Below are 21,277 nucleotides of genomic sequence, written 5' to 3' on the forward strand. Positions count from 1 at the left end.
CCGGCTGCTGCGCCCGGTGGTGCCCACCCCCGAGAAGCTCATGGTGTACGAGTGCGGGGTGGACCCGGTCGGCGAGGGCTGGGCGCACACCCAGGTGCGGTACTACCTCTACGCCTTCCTCTACGTCATCTTCGCGGTGGACGCGATCTTCCTCTTCCCGTGGGCGACGGTCTTCGCGGGCGAGGGCTTCGGCGGCACCACGCTGGTGGAGATGTTCGTCTTCCTGGGCTTCCTGTCGGTGGGGCTGCTGTACGCGTACAAGAAGGGGGTCCTGACGTGGACGTGAGCAACGTGAAGCTCGGCGCCCTCGCGCGGCTGGCTCCCGAGCCGATGAAGGTGGTGCTCAACTGGGGGCGCCGCTACAGCCTGTGGGTGTTCAACTTCGGGCTCGCCTGCTGCGCCATCGAGTTCATCGCCGCGTCGATGTCGCGGCACGACTTCATCCGGCTGGGCGTCATCCCGTTCGCGCCCGGGCCGCGCCAGGCCGACCTGATGGTGGTGTCGGGCACGGTGACCGACAAGATGGCGCCGGCCGTGAAGCGGCTGTACGAGCAGATGCCGGAGCCGAAGTACGTCATCTCGTTCGGGGCGTGCTCCAACTGCGGCGGCCCGTACTGGGACTCGTACGCCGTGACGAAGGGCGTGGACCAGATCATCCCGGTCGATGTGTACGTGCCGGGCTGCCCGCCGCGGCCCGAGGCGCTGCTCCAGGGGATCCTGAAGCTCCAGGAGAAGATCGCGCAGGAGTCGACGGCGCAGCGGTACGGGCCGGGGCGGGGCGCCTCGGCGGCGGAGCTGACGAGCGGACTGGTCGAGCGGTGAGCGGAACGGTCGGCGGGGCGGCGGGGACCGGGGAGACCGGGGAGTTCGGCGCGGACGCGGTGGTGTCCGAGGCGTACGGGCTGCGCACCGTGGACGTGCCGGCCGGGCGCTGGCTCGCGGCGCTGCGGATCGCCAGGGACGAGCTGGGCTGCACGTTCTTCGACTGGCTGAGCGCGGTCGACGAGGGCGCGGACGGCTTCCGGGTGTGCGCGCACGTGGTGGCGCTCGGCGCCCCGCCGCGTGGGGTGCTGCTGCGCACGCTGCTGCCGCGCGAGGCGCCGTCGCTTCCGAGCGCGACCGGCGTGTACGCGGGCGCGTCCTGGCACGAGCGGGAGACGCGGGAGATGTTCGGGGTGGACTTCCCCGGCCACCCGGGTCTGGAGCCGCTGCTGCTGCCGGAGAGCTTCGAGGGGCATCCGCTGCGCAAGGACTTCGTCCTCGCGGCGCGGGTGGCCAAGGCGTGGCCGGGTGCGAAGGAGCCCGGCGAGTCCGGGCACGGCGGCCCGAAGCGGCGGCAGACGCTGCCGCCCGGGGTGCCCGACCCGAACGAGTGGGGTCCGCTGAAGGGGCAGCTCCCGGCGGCGCCCGCCCGGCCGGCGCGCGGGGCGCGCCGGGGCGCGGCGGCCGGCGGCGAGGAGGGCGCGGCGCGCCCGCCGCGCCGCACCCGCTCGGCGACCGGCGGCTCGGCGAGCCAGCGCGGCGAGGGGCCGGAGGCGTCCCCGGAGGCGCCGCGGGCGCCGCGCCGGGCACGGTCGGCGTCGGAGGGTTCGGCGAGCCGGCGCGGCGAGGGGCCGGCGGCTTCCGAGACGCCGCGCGGGCCGCGCCGCAGCCGGTCCGCGTCCGACGGCTCCGCGAGCCAGCGGGCCGCCACGGGCGGCGGGGAGACCTCCGGTGCCGAGGAGGCACGCCCGCCCGGGCGCCGGCCCCGGGGCGGCGACGCGCCGTGGCACGACCCCCGCCCCGCCTTCGGACCGGACGCGGACGGCGGCCCGGCGGCGGAGACGGCGGACGGCCCCGAACCCCCGCGGTCGCGTGACGGGGAACAGGGGAGTGCAGGGCAGGCGCGTACCGCTTCCGGAGAACCCCCGGCCACGGAGAGCCGCGACCGGGATAGCGACCGGGACGCTGCCCGCGACCGGGACGGCGCCGGCGACCGGCACAACGACCAGGACGGCAACCCCGACCCCGACCGGGAAGGGGACGGCTGATGGACGTGCTGGACGTGGCTGTCCGCGTGGCGGCCGTCTTCGTCGCCTTCCTCCTGCTGCCCCTCCTCGTCGGCCAGCTGGAGCACAAGGTCATGGCGCACATGCAGGGCCGCGTCGGCCCGATGCACGCCGGCGGCTTCCACGGCTGGGCGCAACTCGTCGCGGACGGGGTGAAGTTCGTCCAGAAGGAGGACACCGTCCCCGAGGGCGCCGACCGCCGCGTGTTCCAGCTGGCGCCCGCGCTCGCCCTCATCCCGTACCTGATCGTCGTCGTCGCCATCCCGCTCGGGCCCGGAGGCGCCGTCGGCCAGGTCGTCGACGCCGGCATCTTCTTCGTCCTCGCCGTCCTCGGCGTCGGCATCCTCGGCTCGCTCATGGGCGGCTGGGCCTCCGCCAACAAGTACTCACTGCTCGGCGCGCTGCGCACCGCCGCCCAGCTGATGGCGTACGAACTGCCCCTCCTGCTGGCCGCCGCCTCCGTCGCGATGGCGGCCGGCACGCTCTCCCTCACCGGGATCCTCGCCGCCTTCGAGTGGTGGTGGATCCCGTGGCAGCTGATCGGCGCGTTCGTGTTCTTCACGGCCGGCCTCGCCGAACTCCAGCGCCCGCCGTTCGACGCCCCGATCGCGCCCGAGGAGATCATCTTCGGCGCGTACACCGAGTACTCGGGGCTGCGCTTCGCCTTCTTCCTCCTCGCCGAGTACGCGGGCATCGTCGTCATCTCGGCGCTGACCGCCGTCCTCTTCCTCGGCGGCTGGCACGGCCCGTTCTCCGACACCCTCGGCTGGCTGTGGATGCTGCTGAAGACCGCCGCGCTCAGCTTCGTCGTCATCTGGGCCCGGGTCGCCTGGCCGCGGCTGCGCGCCGACCAGATCCAGTCGTTCGCCTGGACGGTCCTCGTCCCCCTCGCCCTGGCGCAGCTCGCGCTGACCGGCGTCATCACGGTGGTGATCTCATGAGTTACGGATCGGGCCTCGCCAAGGGGCTGGCGATCACGCTGCGCACCATGACCCGGCGCTCGGTCACCCAGCACTACCCGGAGACCCAGCCCGAACTGCCGCCGCGCAGCCGGGGCGTGATCGCGCTGTTCGAGGAGAACTGCACGGTCTGCATGCTCTGCGCCCGGGAGTGCCCGGACTGGTGCATCTACATCGACTCGCACAAGGAGACGCTGCCGCCCGCCGCGCCCGGCGGCCGGGAGCGCAGCCGGAACGTCCTGGACCGGTTCGCGATCGACTTCTCGCTGTGCATGTACTGCGGGATCTGTGTCGAGGTGTGCCCGTTCGACGCGCTGTTCTGGTCCCCGGAGTTCGAGTACGCGGAGACCGACATCCGCGACCTCACCCACGAACGCGACCGGCTGCGGGAGTGGATGTGGACGGTGCCCGAGCCGCCGCCGCTCACCGACGCCGCCGAGGAGCCGAAGGAGATCGCCGCCGCCCGCAAGGCCGCCGACCGGCAGGCGGGGGCCGAGCGGTGAACCTGCTGGAGGTGATCTTCCTCCTCGTCTCGGTCGTGGTGCTCGGCGCCGCCGTGCTGTGCGTGACGAGCCGGCGGCTGGTCCGCGCCGCCCTGTGGCTGGTGGTGGCGCTCGGGGGCATCGCCGCCCAGTACCTGCTGCTGACCGCCGAGTTCGTGGCCTGGGTGCAGGTCCTCATCTACCTCGGCTCGGTGGTCGTCCTGCTGCTGTTCGGCCTGATGCTGACCAAGGCGCCCATCGGCCCGTCCCCGGACGCCGACTCCGGCAACCGGCCGGTGGCGCTCACCGTCGCCGGGGCCTCGGCCGTCGCGCTCGTCGTCCTCGTCGCGGACGCCTTCCGCGGCGAGGTGATCGACCTGGATGCCCCGCACGGCCGCAGCGAGGCCATCGGGCAGAGCCTGTTCACGCACTGGGTCCTGCCGTTCGAGGCGCTGTCCGTGCTCCTGCTGGCCGCGCTGATCGGCGCCGTCGTCGTCTCCCGGGAGCGCCGCTGATGGAACTGCATCTGCTCTACCCGGCGCTGGTCGCCGTGCTGCTGTTCTGCGTGGGCCTGTACGGGGTGCTGGCGCGCCGCAACGCGATCCTCGTCCTCATGTCGGTCGAACTGATGCTCGCCGCCGTGATGCTGAACCTCGTCGCCTTCGACGTCTGGCTGCGCGACACCCTCCACTCCGGGCAGGTCTTCACCCTCTTCCTCATCGCCCTCGCCGCCGCCGAGATCGGCATCGGCCTCGCCATCGTGCTGCTCGTCTACCGCAACCGCGGCGTCTCCTCCGTTGACCAGTTGCGCGAAACGGGGGAGCGCCGGGAGAAGGCCCAGTGACCGTTACGACCGCCGCAGTCCTCGTCCCCCTGCTGCCCGCCCTGGCCGCCGCGCTGATCCTCCTCACCGGGCGCCGCGCCCCCGGCTTCGTCCAGCCGCTCGCCGTCCTGCCCACCCTGGCCGCCGCCGCGCTCGCCGTGTACGTCGCGCTGCGGCAGGGCGGCGGCGACCCGGTGACCGCCGCGCACCCGCTCACCCCCACCGGCAACGCCGCGCTCCCCATCGACCTCGCGCTGCGCCTGGACGGGTTCGCCGTCCTCGTCGGCGTCCTGGTCGCGGTGGTCGCCGGCTGCGTCCAGCTGTACTCCACCGGCTATCTGCGCGGCGACCGGCGCTACCCCTCCTACGCCGCGCTCGTCTCCCTCTTCACCGCCGCCATGCTGCTGGTCGTCTACACCGACGACCTCATCGTCCTGCTGGTGGGCTGGGAAGTGATGGGCATCTGCTCCTACTTCCTCGTCGGCCACTACTGGGAGACCCCCGCCGCCCGCGCCGCCTCGCTCAAGGCGTTCCTCGTCACCAAGCTGGGCGACGTACCGTTCCTCATCGGCATCCTGGCCCTCGCCTCCGACGCCGGCAGCTTCCGCATCTCCACCATCGTCACCCGCCTCACCTCCTCCCTCTCCTCCTTCGAACTCGCCCACCCCACCCTCGTCGCGCTGCTCCTGCTGGCCGGCGTCGCCGGCAAGTCCGCGCAGGTCCCGCTGCACACCTGGCTGCCGGATGCCATGGCGGGCCCCACCCCCGCCTCCGCGCTGATCCACGCCGCCACCATGGTCGCCGCCGGCGTGTACGTCGTCGCCCGGCTGCTGCCGGTCTTCACCGCCTCCACCGCCGCCCTCACCGTGCTCGCCGTCATGGCCGCCCTCACCATGGCCGGCTCGGCGCTCGCCGCCCTCGCCCAGGACGACATCAAACGGATACTCGCCTACTCCACCATCGGCCAGCTCGGCCTGATGACCGGCGCCCTGGCCGTCGGCAACCGCGAGGCCGCCGTCTTCCACCTCCTCACCCACGGCGCGTTCAAGGCCCTGCTCTTCCTCGCCGCCGGCGTCGTCATCCACACCGCCGGCACCGGCTCGCTGCGCGCCCTCTCCCGGCTGCGCGGCCTGAAGGAACGCGCCCCCGACGCGTACTGGACCATGACCGTCGGACTGCTCGCCCTGGCCGCCATCCCCCCGTTCGCCGGCTTCTTCTCCAAGGAAGCCGTCATCGGCGCCGCCGAGCACGCCGCCCTCGACGAGGGCACCGCCGCCGGCTGGATCGTCCTGGTCGCCGCCCTGGTCACCGCGCTCCTCACCGCCGCCTACGCCGCCCGGCTGTGGCTGGTCACCTTCCACGACCCGGTGCATGCCCGCCCCGAACCGCTGCCGGCCACCGTCGTCCACGAACACAGCACCCCCGTGATGACCGCCGTGCTGTGGCTCCTCGCCGTCCCCGCCCTGCTCCTCGGCCTCACCTACCGGGTACTGCCCGACTGGCTCGACGGCGGCTCGCTCGCCCCCACCCTCACCACCTCCGTCCTGGCTACCGGCGTCGCCCTGGTCGGCGGCATCCTGATGTACGCGGGCTGGCGGCGCGCCTACGAGACGGACGCCGCCACCGACCCCGGGCCCGCCCTCCTCGGCCCGCTCGCCGGCCCCGCCCGCGCCGGGTTCGGCTTGGACACCGCCTACCGGGCCCTGGTCGTCCGCCCCGTCCGGGCCGCCGCCGGCCTGGTGCGGTTCCTGGACCGCACCGTCATCGACACCTACGTACGCGGCGCCGCCACCGCCCCCGGGCTGCTGGGCACACTCACCCGCCGCGCCCAGACCGGCAACGTCCAGACGTACCTGGCCGCCCTGATCGGCGGCGCCCTGGTCCTGGCCCTCGCCGCCGTCCTCGTCGCCGCCGGAGAGTGAGCCCACCGACATGACCACCGCCCAGGCGCTCCTCGCCGCCCTCGTCGTCCTCCCGCTCCTCGGCTCCGCCGCCGCCCTGCTGCCCGCCCCGCCCGGGCTGCGCGGCAGCTCCCCCGAGCAGGCGGTGCTGCGCCACGGCGTGACCGTCACCGGCGCCGTGCTCGCCGCCGCGATCGCGCTGCTGGCGGTCTTCGACCACGACGACCCGGGCCGGATGCAGGCCACCACCGACCTGCCGTGGATCCCGGCGCTCGGCATCCGGCTGCACCTCGGCGTGGACGGCATCTCGCTGCCCCTGGTGGTCCTCACCGCGCTGCTCGGCTTCCTGTGCGCCCTGTACGCCTACGCGACCCGGCCGCAGAACGCCGCCGCGTACACCGCGCTCGTGCTGCTCCTGGAAGGCGGCACCCTGGCCACCTTCGCGGCGCTGGACCTGGTGCTGTTCTTCCTGGCGTTCGAGACCGTCCTCATCCCGATGTACTTCCTCATCGCCCGCTGGGGCGGCGCCGGACGCGAGCCGGCCGCCTGGAAGTTCGTGCTGTACACGGTCACCGGCTCGGTCGTCATGCTGCTCGGGCTGCTGCTCATCGGCGTACGCGGCGGCACCTTCGACATGGTGGCCCTCGCCGAGGCGCACGGCGCCGGGCTCTCCCACTCCACCCAGCTGATCGCCGTCCTCGCCATCGGTCTCGGGCTGGCGGTGAAGACCCCGATGTGGCCGCTGCACAGCTGGCTGCCCGACGCCCACACCGCCGCCCCGACCACCGGCTCGGTGCTGCTCGCCGGGGTGCTGCTGAAGATGGGCACCTACGGGCTGGTCCGGATCGCGCTGCCCATCGCACCGGACGGCATGCACACCTTCGCCCCCTACCTGGCCGCCTTCGCCGTCACCGGCATCATCTACGGCTCCCTCGCCTGCCTCGCCCTGGTGCGCACCCGAGCGGGCGGCGACCTCAAACGGCTCATCGCCTACTCCTCCGTCGGCCACATGGGCTTCGTGCTGCTCGGCATCTCCACTCTCACCGCCACCGGCGTCAACGGCGCGCTGTTCGCGAACGTGGCCCACGGCCTCATCACCGGCCTGCTGTTCTTCCTGGTCGGCGCGGTCAGGGAACGCACCGGACGCACCGACCTCGACGCGCTGGCCGGCACCGCCGGGGCCGCGCTGTACGGCCGGACCCCGCGGCTGGGCGGCCTGCTGGCGTTCGCGGCGATCGCCTCCCTCGGACTGCCGGGGCTCGCCGGGTTCTGGGGCGAACTGCTGGCCATGCTCGGCGCCTGGCACCCGGCCGACGGACTCAGCCGGCCCGCGTACCTCACCTACCTCGCCCTCGCCGGCCTCGGCACCCTGCTCACCGCCGCCTATCTGCTGCTGATGGTGCGCCGGGTGTGCATGGGCCCGGCCGGCCCGTACGAGGCCCCGCTGCCCGACCTGCGCGCCCACGAGTACGCGGCGTTCACCCCGCTGGCCGTCCTCACCCTGGCCGCCGGGCTGTGGCCGGCGCTCGTGCTGAACCTCACCGATCCCGCCGTGCAGCACCTCCTGCCGGGAGTCGCCCGATGAACCTCATCCAGAGCGTCGACTGGGTGACGATCGCCCCGCCCACGCTGGTGGCCGTCACCGCCGTGGCCGTACTCGTCGCCGACCTCTTCCTGCCCGCCGCCCGCAAGGGATGGCTGGGCGCGATGACGGTCGCCGGGCTGCTGCTGGCCGGCCTCGCGCTGCTGCCGCTGCGGGCCGGGGACCGCACCAGCTTCTGCCTGCCGGACGGCGGCGGCTGCGGGTACGCGGCGGACACCTTCGCGCTGGTCGTCCAGCTGCTGGTGCTGGCCGGCGCCCTGCTCACCGCGCTGTTCGCACAGCCGGTGGACCGGGACCTGCCGCAGGGCGAGTTCTGGTTCCTGCTGCTGGCCTCGGCGGCCGGCGCCACCCTGCTGCCGGCCTCGCGCGACCTGGCCACGCTGATCATCGCCCTGGAGGTGACGACGCTGCCCGCGTACGCGCTGGTGGCGCTGCGGCGCGGCGACGGGCGCGGCCCGGAGTCCGCGCTGAAGTTCTTCCTCACCTCGGTCACCGCCACCGCGATCACCCTGCTGGGGGTGTCCTTCGTGTACGCGGCGGCCGGCTCGCTGCACTTCTCCGCGATCGGCACCGCGCTGCCGGCCGCGGACGACCGGCTGGCGACGCTGGCCCAGGCCGGGGTGGCGCTCACCCTGGTGGGCTTCGCGTTCAAGACGGCGGCGGTGCCGTTCCACTTCTGGGTCCAGGACACCTACACGGGGGCGCCGCTGCCGGTGGCCGGCTACCTCTCGGTGGTCAGCAAGACGGCCGGGATCGCGGGACTCATCCTCGTCACCACCCTCGCCTTCCCCGGCTACGGCGGGCTGTGGGGCCCGGTGCTCGCGGTGCTGGCCGGGCTGACCATGACGGCCGGGAACGTGGCCGCGCTGCGCACCGACCCGGCGGCGCCGGACAGCGCCGTCCGGCTGCTGGCCTGGTCCTCGGTGGGCCAGGCGGGCTATCTGCTGGTGCCGCTCGCCGCCGCCGCGTACGGCGCCGAGGGCGCGGTCGGGGCGGCCGTCGCGTACGCGCTCATGTACGCGGCGGTGAACCTCGGCGCGTTCGCCGTGGCCTCGCACCTCGCGCGCCGGCACCCCGGCCACCGGCTCACCGACTACCGGGGGCTGTACCGGCGGCACCCGGGGGCGGCGCTGGCGCTCGGCTTCTTCCTGCTGTGCCTGGCCGGGCTGCCGCCCGGGGTGATCGGGCTCTTCGCCAAGGTCGCGGTGTTCTCGGCGGCGGTGGAGGCGGGCCTGGGGGTGCTGGCCGTGGTCATGGCCCTCAACGTGGCCATCGCCCTCTTCTACTACCTGCGCTGGACGGCGCTGCTCTTCGAACGGACCGGCCGGGACGAGCCGTCCGATCCGGCCCCGGCCCCGGCCCCGGCGCCCACCGTCCGGCTGGCGATCGGACTCTCCGCGCTGGCGGCCCTGGTCCTCTCCGTCCTGCCGCAGCTCGTCCTGACCCTCACCTCGGGCTCGCTGCTGTAGCGACCGGGCGGTGCGTGTACGGGGAACGGATGCCGCGCGCGTGGCGTTGTCCCCATCGGGGGTGTCCACTGTGAGGGGAGAAACTCCGGTATCCACCCCGCTCAGCACCGCTCAGCACGACCAGGAGGGCTCACCGTGCACCGCCGGCACAACGGCCTGCGTACCGCCGCGCTCCTCGGCGGCATGTCCGCGCTGATCCTGCTCATCGGCAGTCTCTTCGGGCGCGCCGGTCTGATGATCGCCCTGCTGGTGGCACTGGCCACCAACGGCTACGCGTACTGGAACAGCGACAAGCTGGCCCTGCGCTCCATGCGCGCCCGCCCGGTCAGCGAGTTCGAGGCCCCGCAGCTGTACCGGATGGTGCGCGAGCTGGCCGGGATCGCCCGGCAGCCGATGCCCCGGCTCTACATCTCCCCGACCGAGGCCCCAAACGCCTTCGCCACCGGCCGCAACCCGCGCAATGCGGCCGTGTGCTGCACCGAGGGCATCCTGCGGCTGCTGGACGAACGCGAGCTGCGCGGCGTCATCGGCCACGAGCTGAGCCACGTCTACAACCGCGACATCCTCATCTCCTCCGTGGCCGGCGCCATGGCCTCGGTGATCGTCTTCCTGGTGAACTTCGCCTGGCTCATCCCGTTCGGCCGGGACGACGAGGACGGCCCCGGCCTCTTCGCGATGCTCCTCATGATGATCCTCGGCCCGATCGCCGCCTCGCTGATCCAGCTCGCGGTCAGCCGGTCCCGCGAGTACGAGGCGGACGCCTCCGGCGCCCGGCTCACCGGCGACCCACTGGCCCTCGCCAGCGCGCTGCGCAAGCTGGAGACGGGCACCCAGCGGGCCCCGCTGCCCCCCGAGCCGCAGCTGAACACCGCCAGCCACATGATGATCGCCAACCCCTTCCGGCGCGGCGATGGCATGTCCCGGCTCTTCGCCACCCACCCCCCGATGGCCGAACGCATCGCCCGGCTTGAGCACATGGCGGGCGGCCGTTACTGAGACGATGGGCGGATGCGGACTCTTCTCAACCTCATCTGGCTGATCTTCTCCGGCCTGTGGCTCGCGATCGGCTACGCGGTGGCCGGCCTCATTTGCTGCGTCCTCATCATCACGATCCCGTGGGGCATCGCCTGCTTCCGGATCGCCGGCTACGCGCTGTGGCCCTTCGGCTATACGGTGCGCGACCGCCACGACGCGGGGGTGGCCTCGGCGCTGGGCAACATCATCTGGCTGATCGTGGCCGGCATCTGGATCACCCTCGGCCACATCGCCGCCGGCATCGGCTTCTGCCTGACCATCATCGGCATCCCGTTCGGCATCGCGCACTTCAAGATGGTGCCGGTCTCGCTGATGCCGCTGGGCAAGGAAGTGGTCCGCACGGACGCCCCGTACGCCTACCCCCACTACCGCTGGCAGTAGCGGGGGCGGGCGCACACGGACGCGTCAGCGGTAGTTGACGAACTGGACCGCGAAGTCGAAGTCGCGCTCCTTCACGAGCCGCTGCACCTCCTGGAGGGCGTCCCGGCTCTTGGAGGAGACCCGCAGCTCCTCGCCCTGCACCTGCGCCTTGACCCCCTTGGGGCCCTCGTCGCGGATGAGCTTGGCGACCTTCTTGGCGTCCTCGGTGCTGATCCCCTCCTTGATGGTGGAGAAGATCTTGTACTCCTTGCCGGAGGGCTGCGGCTCCCCGGAGTCCAGCGCCTTCAGCGAGATGCCGCGCTTGACGAGCTTGGACTGGAAGATGTCGAGCACGGCGCTCGCCCGCTCCTCGGCGTTCGCGCGGATCTCGATCTTCTCCCCGGACCAGGCGATGGACGCGCCCACGCCCTTGAAGTCGTAGCGCTGGGACACCTCCTTGGCGGCCTGGTTGAGGGCGTTGTCGACCTCCTGCCGGTCGACCTTCGAAACGATGTCGAAACTGGAGTCGGCCATGGTCTCACTGGCTCCTGATGGCTAGATCGTCTGGGCTGGACCAGCTCAGCCTAGTCACCCCGCACCACCCACCCCTCCGAACAACCGAGTGGCGGACCACCCCCACCCATCAGGTATCGTTTACGACGTCGCCAGCGCGCGACAACCCCAGGCGGTGTGCCCGAGCGGCCAAAGGGAGCAGACTGTAAATCTGCCGGCTCAGCCTTCCCAGGTTCGAATCCTGGCGCCGCCACACTGGGAAAGTAGCCCCCGACCAGCGGAAACGCGGTCGGGGGTTTACTTGTTGGCCCCCTCGGCCGGGCTCCGTCGCAGGGTGCGGGCCCGTGGGGACGGAGGTCAGGTGGTGGGGTCCGTCCGGGTGGGGTGGGGGTTGTTGCGGAGGTCCGCCAGTTTCTCCTCCAGCCTGCTCTCCACCTCCGTCAGTGCCGCCAGCTGGGCGCGGACGACCTGGAGGCGCCGCTCGTAGAGGGCGTAGGCCTCCATGCAGGTGGGGATGTGGTCGATGTTCTCTTCGTCGAGACACGCGGTGAGCCGGCGGATGTTGTCGGCCTTGAGGCCCGCGTCACGGAGGGCCCGCGTCGAAACCCCTGATGCGGCGGCCAGTTCCCCGATCCGCACGGTTCACCCCTCCGGCTGCCCCGCGCACGATGGTGCCCACCGTGCACGTCGCGTCACCCGCAGGGACAGGGCAGTTCGACCCGGGTCTGCGGCGTGTCGGCGCGGTCGGCCTGGCGCACCGACGGCCGCGGTACGGCCGATCCGCCCCGAGCTCGTCGACGTTCCATCCGGTGCGGGCTGAACGGCTCACGTGCCGATGGCCGGATCGCGGCGCGGTGCCCCTGCGTCAGTGCCGTCATCCACAGATTGTGGATGCTGGCGTGCCGCCCGGTCCGCGGACCGCGCCCGCCACCGCCACAGATCGCTCCATCACGTTCCGCCGGAACCCTTCGGTGCCGTGCGGAGAACGGGGCCGGATTCTGTCTCCTGGATTCCGTTCCGCGACAGCGCCTCCCGGCCGGGCGCCCCGCTCAGGAGTCGGAGGCCCCGGCGCCGGTGTCCTGATCCGCGAGGAACCGAAGGACTTCCGTGCCGAGCCGGCAGGTGGCCCCGCGGTCGGGGGCCACCTGCCGGTCCGCCGGCGGGCGGTCCTGTCCGCCGTTGTTCACCGCCCCAGGAAGCCGGTGATCCGTCGGCGCAGGCTCCGCGGGTCCAGGCCGTGTCCGGCCAGGTGCTCGTGGAGCTGTCCGTAGCGGCGCAACTCCCGCCGGCCGACGCCGAGGCCGAGCACGCGGTGGGGCACGTCGGTCAGCGCGTCGTTCACCTGCCGGGTCGAGGTGCCCTCGTGGTACGGCTCCACGACCACCACGTCCGCGGCGTCGGCGGCCCCCACGGCGGTGCGGAGGGCGGCCGTGTCGAAGGGGCGTACGGTCGTCGCGTACAGCACCGTCACGTCCAGGCCGGACACGGCGTCGAGCACGTTCTCCAGCATCGGGCCGACCGCCACGACCACGCCGCCGCGCCCCTGACGCAGGGTCAGGAAGCGGGCACCGTCGACCGTACGGGGCTCCTGGTTGGTCTGTTCGGACAGCCGGAGGTAGACCTTGTCGTCCCCGGCGGCCACGGCGTGCCGCAGCAGGGTCTCGGCCTCGTCCGGGTGGCCGGGGACATGGACGGTCCAGCCGTCCAGGCTGTCCAGCAGGGCCACGTCGCCCGGCGACATGTGGGTGAAGCCGCCGGCGGGCCAGTCGTACGAGCCGGCCGCGCTCACCAGCACGCCGCCCACGCCCTGGTGGCCGAGGTCCAGCTTCACCTGCTCGAAGGGGCGTTCCACCAGGAAGCTGGCGAAGGTGTGCATGATCGGGCGCAGGCCGGTGAGGGCCAGCCCGCCGCCCACCCCGACGAGCAGCTGTTCCCTGATGCCGACGTTCACCACCCGGTCCGGGTGCCGGGCCCGTGCCTGGGCGAAGCCGTCCAGGCTGATCTCGGCGAGTACGACGGCGAGGCGCGGGTCCTCGTCGAGCAGCCGGGACGCGACCGCGGTGAAGCGCTCACGCATGGTGTCCATGGGAAAGTCCTCTCGTGGAAGGTCGTGGGGCGGGGGCGCGGGGTCCTCAGGACACCTTGGGTACGGCGGTGCCCTTGGGCTCCACCTGGGCGACCACCGCGTGCGGGCGTCCCGGGTGCGGGGCGGTGAACGCCTCGTACAGCGCCTGGTGATCGCGGCCGTTCACCGTCACCGCCGACCATCCGGCGGCCTCGAACTGCGCGGCGATCCCGCCGTGCCAGCCGTGCGTGGCGGAGGAGTTGTCGATGACCAGCGTGTGCAGCCGGGACAGCCCGGTGGCGCCGGCGTAGGCGATGGCCTCGTGATTGCTGCCCTCGTCCAGTTCGGCGTCGCCGACCAGCACCCACACCGCCGGGTCGTCGAGCCCCTGGGCCCGCAGTCCCAGCGCCGTGCCGACGGCCAGCGGCAGGCCGTGTCCCAGCGAACCGCTGCCGATCTCGGCGCCCGGGACGAGCGTGCGGTCCGGGTGGTGTCCGAGCGGGGAGTCGTACGTACCGAAGTCCGGCAGCCACGTGCTGGGGAAGAAGCCCTTGGCGGCGAGGACCGCGTAGTAGGCCATCGGGCCGTGCCCCTTGGAGAGCAGGAACCGGTCCCGCCCCGGATCGTCCACGGTTCCGGGGGAGACACGCAGCACCCGGTCGTAGAGGACCCACAGCGCGTCGAGTGTGGACGTCGCGGCCGGGCCGTGCTTCTCGGCCCCCGTCATCAGCCCCATCAGGGAGGCCGGCTCCCCGGACCCGGCGGCACCGTTCTCCGTCTGCGTCCTGATCGCGTTCGTCATGGTCAGTACGGTAAAACTTCAAGTGCGGTTGAAGTCAATGCGTCGCGGAAGGCCGCAGGACGGACGAGGTCGGCGGGCCACGCCCCGCTCGCGCGGGCGAACGCTGGCTCGGTACCGCCTGCGCGCGGACCGTGCAGTCTCGCGGACCGACTTCGCCGTTGCTGTCACCCTCACGCCAACGGGGGCTGTACGACAACGGCAGAAGGTCGCAGAGGACGAGACCCAGCGGCGAGCCCGTGGCCGTTCGCGTTCGGCAGAAGGGGATCAGAGGCGGCCGATCAGCGCATACCGGATGTCGTCGACCGGCCGTCCCCGCAAGTCCGGATGGCCGCTGAGGGATTCCACGCGCAGGCCGGCGACCAGTGGCTCGACCGCCGCAGCCAGATCGTCGGGGAGGACCCCACCGTTCGCTCGATACCCAACTGCGGCGAGCAGGAGGGACAGCGAAATGGTGCCGCACTCACGAGGGAAGCCGACGGCAACCTGGCCGACCGGCTGACTCGGCGGGTCGGTGGCCCGGAGCTGCCGGACGTGACAGTCACCGCAGAGGCAGCCCGGGAACTGCTCGAAGCCCTCTTGCTGCCCTGTCCTTCCCGGCTCACGGACGGTCGTGGCCGCCCTGCCGAGGTACGGGTGACCGCGGGAGCGCAGTCCGTGGCGAGTGCGCAGGGTCTTGCAGGGGGTGGGGCAGCCGGGCTGCCCCACCCCCTGCACTACACGGTGGTTTGTTCCATTCGGGTCAGATGGTCAGCTGGTCGAGGATGCCGGCCACTTCCGCCGGCTGGAGCAGGAACCCGACGTGGCTGGTGGCCAGCGTGTGTACGTCGTACGGGTTGCCGGGCGTCAGCGCGTTGGCTTCGGCGATCAGGCGGTCCTGCATGGCCACGGGAAGCGATCGGTCCTCGGTGAGGCGGATGTAGGAGCGGGCGATGGTGCCCCAGGTGTCCGCGTGGGCGCGGGCGTCGGACATCATCACCGCCAGGGACTCGTCCGGCTGCAGGATGTTGAGGAAGGCCCGGAACTGGTCATCGGTGCTGTCCGCCATCATCGCCGCTTTGAGGCCGGCCAGCATGACCGGGTCGGCGGTGCGGTAGTTCGCCCGGCCGACGCCGAGTTCGGCGGGATCGCCGACGTTCAGTGCGGCGAGCGGGGCCATCAGGTTGTCCGCGAACTCGGGTTCCTGCATGTAGGCGATGGGGTTGGGGCGTGCCACGCACGACCAGCCGGAGATGTAGACGAGCCGGTCCACCAGGTCGGGGATCGTGTTGCCCACCCCGGTGATGGTGGTCCCGCCGAGGCTGGCGCCCACCAGGACCACCGGACCGTGCTCGGCCACCCGCCGGACGACGTCGACGACCATGTCGACGTTGTCCTGCAGGGTGACCCCGGCCAGTGCGGACGGTTCGGTCGCCCACGCGTCGAGGTCCTGCGGGGCCTGGTAGGCGGCGGAGTACTGCGCGTCGAAGCCGTGGCCCGGCAGGTCCACGGCGAAGCTGCGGTGCCCGAGCAGCGCCAGTTCGCGCTGGATGGGAGCCCACATGAACGAGCTGGTGCACACGCCGTGCACGAGCACGAACGTCGCGTTGGCCTCGCGGGCCCGGCGCGGACGGGGAGAGTTGCTGGATGCGGATGTCATGAGGTTGGTCCTATGTCCGGTGGCGGCGCAGCGGGCACAGCTGAAGAGCTGTTGCCGACGGATGCGCCGCCGGAGTCGAGAGAGAAACGGGTACGCCTGTCGCCAGGCGCAGCACGTTCAGTAGCCGGGCGCACACAGGATGACGGCAGCGGTCGATCGGCGTCGGCCACCTGGTCAGGGGCGAACACGCGAGGTGGATGCGCTTACCGGCAAGGGTGCGCGGAGACGTTCAGGGCCGGGTGACACCCGCGGGGCAGTGCCGTGGGACACGGTGGTCTTCCGCGGGTTCCTCGGCCGGCGCCGGTCGCTGAGCGACTGCGGCGGCAGACGTCTCAGGCGGTGCGGCGACGCACGAACATATAGGACATGCTGGAAAACCTACCATGGCCAGGGATCGCCCGTCCGGTGGAGCCGCTGTCCGAGCGGAAAGCACCGCGCGGATTCCTTGTCACCCGGTGCGCCGCTCGTTGACGGCCCCCGGCCACCGCGGACGGAGTGTGTGCACCTGGGCACCGGCCCGGCGGTGCTGCGCGTCCTGCGGGGCTAGGCGGCGGCCGGGGGGCGGAGTTGTTCCAGGGCGCCGTCGAAGTCCCAGTTGAACCAGGCCTCGGCGATTCTGCGTCGGTCCACAAAGCGCAGGGTGACCTGCCCGCCCACCGCGAAGGTCAGGCCGCTGGGCGGGAAGCCCTGGTACGCGCCGACGTGCCGGCCGCGCACCGTGAACCGGGACGCCACCAGGTCGTCCTCGGCGATCAGGCTCTCCGGGGTGTGCCGGAGCGCGAACGCCGTCAGCACCTCCTGGTAGATCCGCCGGGCCCCGGCCAGGTCCACCGTCTCCTCCGGCATGGCCGGGTCGTGTTCCCGGTAGTCCTCGGTGCAGAGTTCGTCGTACGCGGCCAGCCGGTCGCGGTGCTCGGTCTCCTCGAGGAAACGCCGGGCCAGGGCCTTCGTGGACGGCATGACGCCTCCGCCGGGTGCGGTGGTGAGCGGTGGACGGTTCCAGGCTAGGGCGGTACGGGGGCGGCCCGGGGTCCGTGGGACGGATTCCCCCGTACGGTGGGGCGCTCGTTCCGGGGGTTTGTGGAAGGTTTCGCCTCCGCGCCGTCAGAAGGGGTGGTTTGCCGCGTCATGCGGCAGCGCCGCGGGCATCGGTTCGCCATGAGCAGTCCACCCCCGGCGGGCCGGCCGGACGACGACATCCGGGGCGCCGTGCTGCGCGATCTGCTGAACGGGGCGCGGCCCGAGGAGGTCGCCGGCCGGCTCGCCCGGGCGCACGGGGTGCGCCCGGACGAGGTGGCCCGGGACATCGCGGACCTGCTCGGGCAGCTGACGGACGCCGGACTCGTCCGGGCCGCGCCCGGCCAGGACGGTCGTCCGGAGCGGTCAGAACCAGCCGCCGGCCGAGGGGCCGAAGAACTCGATCTCCGCGATGGCCACCTGCTTTTCCTCGGAAGGGGCGTAGGCGGTCAGGAGCGTGAACCGGACCGAGACGACGTCCTTGGCCCGGAAGGCGCGCAGCTGCGCTCCGGCGCCCTGGTCGAGGGTGATCTCGTGGGTGGACCGGCCGCCGTCGGAGGTGGTGACGCGGGCCTCCAGGGTGCGCGGGAGCGTCGCCTCGGATAGCTGGTTGGCGTGGGTGGACACCCCCGGGGTGATGACCACGTCCAGCAGATCGGTGGGCTGCGAGAAGCGGGCCTCGATCCACTCGCCCTCGGCGGAGTGGGTGATCCCGGGCCCCCACCAGGTGTTGCTGGTGAGGTCGAACGCCAGCTCCGGCCCGTGCCCGCCCCACGACATGGACGCGTCCACGTCGTCCGGCGCGACGGGGGCGCGCTTGGCGAAGTGGTCGCGGGTCGCCTGGATGCCCGTCGGGAGGTAGATCACGGTGGCTATCAGCAGGCCCACCGCGAGCCCGGCTCCCACCCACTTGAGCAGGTGGCCGAAGGTGCGGTCCAGCCGGGGACGCTGACCGGCCCAGGGCGCCTCGCGCTGGTCCCGGTCGAACAGCCGCCGCCACCACGGAAGCCGCTCGGGGGCCTCCTCCGCGGCGGCCATGGACATGGCGCACCGCCCGCAGTAGTGCCGGTCCGGGCGGTTGAGCGTGCCGCACCAGGTGCACGGCACGCCGCCCTCGGCCTCCGCCTCCCGGCCCGGACCCCGGACCACCGGACGGGACGCGGACGGGCGGCCCGGCAGCGTCGGGGCCACCGCCTCCGGTACGTCGGCGGGCTCCGGTTCGGCCACCGGCACCAGGAGCTGACGCGCGCGCTCCGGGGTCACCTCCGGCGGGGTGGCGCCGGCCGGCGCGGGGGGTGCGGGAGATGCGGGCGGCGCGGGGGGTGCGGGAGATGCGGGAGATGCGGGCGGTGCGGGGGATGCGGGCGGCGCGGGGGCCGGCTCCGCCTCCGGTTCCTTGCGCAGTCCCGCGGCACCCGCCCGGTCCGCCACCGTGGCCGTGCCGCCGCCGCGCGGCACCCGGGCGGTGGTCGCCTCCGAGCCCTGCGCCGCGGCGGCCCCGGCCGGCGCCGGGCGCTCGCCCGCCGGTTCCCGCCAGCCGAGGACCGCTCCGCAGGCCTCGCAGAACGACTGGCCCGGCTCGGCCGCGGTGCCGCAGTCGGAGCAGGTGTGGGTGGTCATGTCTCCAGAGTCCTTTCGGCGGCCGACACCTGGACCGTGTACGGCATGTGGGCGGGGCGGGCGGCGGCCACCAGGGTGTCCAGGCGGTGGGTGTCCGCCGGGGTCGGGTCGGGCAGCCGCAGGTGGACGTGCAGCCGCGGCCGGGGGTCGCCGGGCACCGGCCCGAACGGGCGGGCGCTCCAGTCGGTGCCGCCACTCTCGGTGATCTCGGGCTCCGCACCGAACGCCAGCCGCACCGCCTCGGCCAGCCCGCGCCGGGTGCCGCGGATCCGGTGCAGATGCGCGGCGGCGCCGACGGCCAGCCGCAGCCGGTCCTCCGGCTCCGTGCCGTCCGTCTCGGCCCCCACCCAGGTGCCCAGCCACCGGGTGAAGTCCTCCGGCGCGAGCCCCGGGGTGAAGTAGGCGTCCAGACAGTCCAGGACGCTGAGGATCGGCGCCAGCACCTCGTCGAGCCCGGCGACGAACCGCTGCGCCAGATCGTCGTCGGCGAACACGGCGGGCAGCGTGGGCCCGAGCGGCGCGGACGAGTCGAGCCCGTCGACGGAGCCCCTCACGCGCTGTCCCCGATCACCCGGATGCGGTGGTCGAAGGAGAACGGCAGCGCCCCGGCGCCCAGATTGACCCGGTCGGTGGCCTCGCCGCGTTTGCCGGACAGCGGGTCGGCCGGGTGCAGCAGCACCTGGTCGACCAGTTCGACGCCCGCCACCCGCTGGAGCACCGCGAAGATCTCGCCCGCCTGCACCGGCCGCCCGAACGGCCACCCCGTCCCGTCGGCGCCGCCGGTGATCGGGTCGAGGTGCCGGTAGAGCGCGTCGTGCAGCTGATGGCGCACCAGGTCGGTGTCGGCGCCCCGGAACGCGTGCACGGTCGCCACCACGGTGACGCCCTGGTAGTAGGGCGGCCCCACCGCCAGCCGCGTCCCGATCGGCCGCCGTTCGTCGAGGTACCTGGCCACCCGGCCGAGCAGCGCGTCCCCGGGCACCAGCTGCTCGAACCGCAGCCGCCCGCCCGGGTCCGGCACGGCCTGCGGCACCACCAGCACCCGGACCGCGTACGCCCCGTGCTCCTCCGGATCGCCCTCCAGGCAGGTGATCCGCGCGGTGTCCGGCGCGGCCCGCCGGGCCAGCTCCTCGTAGTCGCGCAGCGTCACGGCGCGCTCCTGCGCGCGCAGCGTGATCGGCGCCCGGACCTTGGCCTCCTCGACCGTCTCGCCGTCCACCCCGCCGCGCGCCGCCTCGCGGTTGACGATCTCGGAGATGTACGGGACGGAGGTGCGCAGCACCCGGATCGCGCCGCGCGCGACATTGCCGGCGCGCCCCCCGCCCGTACGGTAGCGGCGGGCCCTGATGACCGCGCCCTTGGGGGCGGTGCGGCCGTACTGCCGCAGCGTGCCGTCCGGTTCGCGGACGGCGGGGCCGAAGGCGATCTCGCCGGTCGTCGCGTCGAGCGTGATGTGCCGGTCGCCGGGCCGGGACGACGCGAAGTGCGGCACGACCTCCCAGTCGGTCCACCCCTCGTCCTCCGCGGTCTGGAGCAGCACCGGCGGATCGTCCGCCACCACCGGCGGGTTGGCCAGCCGCAGCCGCTGGCCCGGCAGCCCGGTGGACTCGCCCAGCGCCTCGTCGTTCACGGTCTCGGCGTGCACCGCCGCGACCGTGCCGCCCAGGGTGAACGCCTCGACCGTCCGCACGGTGGGCGAGGTGGTGTAGAACGGCTGCCCGGCCAGCGGCTCGGTGACCCGGCAGCGCAGCCACCCGGCGGGCCGGCCGCCGCTGCGGGACAGCGCGTGCCCGCCCGGCACATGGAGGATGACGTGGCCGGGCCGGTTGAGCCCGCCGGTGCCGTCCTCGCCGACCTCGCACGTGGCCCAGCCGTCCTCGGTCCACGCCTCCCACACCAGTGGCGGCTGCCGCGGGTCGACGCCGACGCCGTCCACCCGGCTGTCCAGCTCCAGCGCCACCGCGCAGTGCGGGACGGCGGCGGACAGCCCGATGAGCATGCAGTCGCCGGGGTTGGGCGCCTCGGCGAAGCACATCGGGGCCTTGCCCTCGGCGAGGTCGGTGGTCCGGTCGGTGACGGCCTCGCCCTGCTGCTGGACGGCCAGGTGCCGCAGTTCGCAGGGGACGACGGCGAGGCTCTGCTCGGTGGCGAAGACCACCGCGTCCTCGTGTTCGGTACGGGTGGTGGCCACCTCGGCGCCGGCCGGGACCGTCACCGTCTCCTCCTGCGGTGCGGAGAGCCAGAAGGTGACGTCCGCGCGGGCCGCGGAGGGCGGGAAGAGGGTGATGCCGACCAGGTCGAGGAACGCCAGCTGGTTCTTCTCCGGCACCCGGTTGAGCCGGTACACGATCTGGTCGGCCATGTGGGCGACCGCCTCGACGAGGGTGACCCCCGGGTCGGAGACGTTGTGGTCGGTCCACTCGGGGGCGCGCTGCTGGATGTAGCGCTTGGCGTCGTCGACGAACTGCTGGAAGCGGCGGTCGTCGAGGTTGGGGGAGGGCAGGGCCATCAGTGGTCGCTTTCGGAAGCCGCACCCGAGGCGTTCGGCTCGTCGTGGGACGGAATGACATAGAAGGGGAAGACGAGGCTGCGCGGGTTGTTGGTGCCCCGGATCGCGTAGCGGATGTCGATGTACAGCACGCTCCGGTCGTCGCCGACCGTCACCTCGACATCGTTGACCTCGATCCGGGGCTCCCAGCGGTCCAGGCTGGTGTACACCTCGTGCTGGATGCGGCCCGTGGTCTGCTCGTTGACCGGGGCGAAGACCAGATCGTGGATGGCGCAGCCGAATTCGGGGCGCATCGGCCGCTCACCGGGTGCGGTGGCCAGGACGAGACGGATCGCCTCCTCGACCTCCTGCTCCCCGCCGACCAGGGCGATGCCCCCGGTGGGGGAGATCCGCAGCGGGAACGACCATCCCGATCCGACGAACTGTTCGGCCATC

At 73.1% G+C, this 21,277-nt stretch carries 22 protein-coding genes, 1 tRNA gene and 1 pseudogene; 14 read left to right on the forward strand and 10 right to left on the reverse strand.

What is annotated here, in order from left to right; translation table 11 throughout:
• From BM385_RS19125 to BM385_RS19180, 12 genes are all read left to right on the forward strand, one after another.
• On the forward strand, positions 1 to 286 hold a 286-nt coding region (locus BM385_RS19125), incomplete at its 5' end, for an NADH-quinone oxidoreductase subunit A (RefSeq protein ID WP_093843815.1).
• Entirely contained in the window at positions 277 to 822 is a 546-nt protein-coding gene (locus BM385_RS19130) for an NADH-quinone oxidoreductase subunit B (RefSeq protein ID WP_019435789.1), read from the forward strand. The genes BM385_RS19125 and BM385_RS19130, both read left to right, overlap by 10 nt.
• On the forward strand, positions 819 to 2,030 hold the full coding sequence (locus BM385_RS19135) for an NADH-quinone oxidoreductase subunit C (RefSeq protein ID WP_093843816.1): 1,212 nt from the start codon (positions 819 to 821) through the stop codon (positions 2,028 to 2,030). The genes BM385_RS19130 and BM385_RS19135 overlap by 4 nt, the downstream gene beginning before the upstream one ends.
• Positions 2,030 to 2,989: a complex I subunit 1/NuoH family protein gene (locus tag BM385_RS19140; protein WP_019435854.1), complete on the forward strand. Its 960-nt coding sequence runs from the start codon at positions 2,030 to 2,032 to the stop codon at positions 2,987 to 2,989. Before BM385_RS19135 ends, BM385_RS19140 begins: the two co-directional genes overlap by 1 nt.
• Complete coding sequence (locus BM385_RS19145; protein WP_019435853.1) at positions 2,986 to 3,510, forward strand: NuoI/complex I 23 kDa subunit family protein; 525 nt, start codon at positions 2,986 to 2,988, stop codon at positions 3,508 to 3,510. Before BM385_RS19140 ends, BM385_RS19145 begins: the two co-directional genes overlap by 4 nt.
• Positions 3,507 to 4,004, forward strand: coding sequence for an NADH-quinone oxidoreductase subunit J family protein (locus tag BM385_RS19150; RefSeq protein WP_093843817.1), 498 nt, complete (start codon positions 3,507 to 3,509; stop codon positions 4,002 to 4,004). The genes BM385_RS19145 and BM385_RS19150 overlap by 4 nt, the downstream gene beginning before the upstream one ends.
• Before the next feature lie 5 nt (positions 4,005 to 4,009).
• Positions 4,010 to 4,333: an NADH-quinone oxidoreductase subunit NuoK gene (gene nuoK / locus BM385_RS19155; protein WP_026047789.1), complete on the forward strand. Its 324-nt coding sequence runs from the start codon at positions 4,010 to 4,012 to the stop codon at positions 4,331 to 4,333.
• Positions 4,330 to 6,234, forward strand: a complete 1,905-nt coding sequence (locus BM385_RS19160; protein ID WP_019435850.1) for an NADH-quinone oxidoreductase subunit 5 family protein — start codon at positions 4,330 to 4,332, stop codon at positions 6,232 to 6,234. Before nuoK ends, BM385_RS19160 begins: the two co-directional genes overlap by 4 nt.
• Positions 6,235 to 6,244: 10 nt before the next feature.
• Positions 6,245 to 7,798 (forward strand): complex I subunit 4 family protein, encoded by a 1,554-nt coding sequence (locus BM385_RS19165; protein ID WP_093843818.1) that lies wholly within the window; start codon positions 6,245 to 6,247, stop codon positions 7,796 to 7,798.
• Positions 7,795 to 9,285: an NADH-quinone oxidoreductase subunit N gene (locus BM385_RS19170; protein ID WP_093843819.1), complete on the forward strand. Its 1,491-nt coding sequence runs from the start codon at positions 7,795 to 7,797 to the stop codon at positions 9,283 to 9,285. The genes BM385_RS19165 and BM385_RS19170 overlap by 4 nt, the downstream gene beginning before the upstream one ends.
• A gap of 135 nt (positions 9,286 to 9,420) precedes the next feature.
• Positions 9,421 to 10,281 carry a zinc metalloprotease HtpX gene (gene htpX, locus BM385_RS19175; protein WP_019435847.1) on the forward strand — a complete coding sequence of 287 codons (861 nt, stop codon included), beginning with the start codon at positions 9,421 to 9,423 and terminating at the stop codon, positions 10,279 to 10,281.
• A 12-nt stretch (positions 10,282 to 10,293) separates the two neighbouring features.
• Positions 10,294 to 10,701: a YccF domain-containing protein gene (locus tag BM385_RS19180; protein WP_019435846.1), complete on the forward strand. Its 408-nt coding sequence runs from the start codon at positions 10,294 to 10,296 to the stop codon at positions 10,699 to 10,701.
• 24 nt (positions 10,702 to 10,725) lie between these two features.
• On the opposite strand, the gene BM385_RS19185 is transcribed toward BM385_RS19180, so the two are convergent.
• Positions 10,726 to 11,214 carry a YajQ family cyclic di-GMP-binding protein gene (locus BM385_RS19185; RefSeq protein WP_019435845.1) on the reverse strand — a complete coding sequence of 163 codons (489 nt, stop codon included), beginning with the start codon at positions 11,212 to 11,214 and terminating at the stop codon, positions 10,726 to 10,728.
• A 150-nt stretch (positions 11,215 to 11,364) separates the two neighbouring features.
• Here BM385_RS19185 and BM385_RS19190 point away from each other — a divergent pair.
• A tRNA-Tyr gene (locus tag BM385_RS19190) sits at positions 11,365 to 11,446 on the forward strand.
• Positions 11,447 to 11,550: 104 nt separating this feature from the next.
• On the opposite strand, the gene BM385_RS28270 is transcribed toward BM385_RS19190, so the two are convergent.
• From BM385_RS28270 to BM385_RS19220, 5 genes are all read right to left on the reverse strand, one after another.
• Positions 11,551 to 11,832: a MerR family transcriptional regulator gene (locus BM385_RS28270; RefSeq protein ID WP_093843820.1), complete on the reverse strand. Its 282-nt coding sequence runs from the start codon at positions 11,830 to 11,832 to the stop codon at positions 11,551 to 11,553.
• Positions 11,833 to 12,376: 544 nt separating this feature from the next.
• Positions 12,377 to 13,279 carry a transketolase family protein gene (locus tag BM385_RS19200; protein WP_093843821.1) on the reverse strand — a complete coding sequence of 301 codons (903 nt, stop codon included), beginning with the start codon at positions 13,277 to 13,279 and terminating at the stop codon, positions 12,377 to 12,379.
• Positions 13,280 to 13,325: 46 nt separating this feature from the next.
• Positions 13,326 to 13,994 (reverse strand): thiamine pyrophosphate-binding protein, encoded by a 669-nt coding sequence (locus BM385_RS19205; protein ID WP_246338340.1) that lies wholly within the window; start codon positions 13,992 to 13,994, stop codon positions 13,326 to 13,328.
• 805 nt (positions 13,995 to 14,799) lie between these two features.
• Positions 14,800 to 15,696, reverse strand: coding sequence for an alpha/beta fold hydrolase (locus BM385_RS19215; protein WP_093843823.1), 897 nt, complete (start codon positions 15,694 to 15,696; stop codon positions 14,800 to 14,802).
• A 543-nt stretch (positions 15,697 to 16,239) separates the two neighbouring features.
• Complete coding sequence (locus BM385_RS19220) at positions 16,240 to 16,656, reverse strand: ester cyclase (RefSeq protein WP_093843824.1); 417 nt, start codon at positions 16,654 to 16,656, stop codon at positions 16,240 to 16,242.
• A 198-nt stretch (positions 16,657 to 16,854) separates the two neighbouring features.
• On the opposite strand from BM385_RS19220, the pseudogene BM385_RS28400 reads away from it, so the two are divergent.
• Positions 16,855 to 17,031: pseudogene (locus tag BM385_RS28400) on the forward strand (hypothetical protein); the annotation flags it as partial.
• Between the two features lie 48 nt (positions 17,032 to 17,079).
• On the opposite strand, the gene BM385_RS19225 reads toward BM385_RS28400, so the two are convergent.
• Genes BM385_RS19225 through BM385_RS19240 form a run of 4 tightly spaced genes read right to left on the reverse strand, consistent with a single transcriptional unit; the run spans position 17,080 to position 21,276 of the window.
• A complete protein-coding gene (locus BM385_RS19225) occupies positions 17,080 to 18,333 on the reverse strand; it encodes an NADase-type glycan-binding domain-containing protein (protein ID WP_093843825.1) in 1,254 nt (417 codons plus the stop codon).
• Positions 18,330 to 18,887: a phage tail protein gene (locus tag BM385_RS19230; RefSeq protein ID WP_019435797.1), complete on the reverse strand. Its 558-nt coding sequence runs from the start codon at positions 18,885 to 18,887 to the stop codon at positions 18,330 to 18,332. The genes BM385_RS19225 and BM385_RS19230 overlap by 4 nt, the downstream gene beginning before the upstream one ends.
• Positions 18,884 to 20,842 (reverse strand): putative baseplate assembly protein, encoded by a 1,959-nt coding sequence (locus BM385_RS19235; RefSeq protein ID WP_093843826.1) that lies wholly within the window; start codon positions 20,840 to 20,842, stop codon positions 18,884 to 18,886. Before BM385_RS19235 ends, BM385_RS19230 begins: the two co-directional genes overlap by 4 nt.
• Complete coding sequence (locus BM385_RS19240) at positions 20,842 to 21,276, reverse strand: GPW/gp25 family protein (protein WP_019435795.1); 435 nt, start codon at positions 21,274 to 21,276, stop codon at positions 20,842 to 20,844. The genes BM385_RS19235 and BM385_RS19240 overlap by 1 nt, the downstream gene beginning before the upstream one ends.
• Position 21,277: the final 1 nt, after the last annotated feature.

Source organism: Streptomyces harbinensis, assembly GCF_900116145.1.
Lineage (GTDB): Bacteria > Actinomycetota > Actinomycetes > Streptomycetales > Streptomycetaceae > Streptomyces > Streptomyces carpaticus.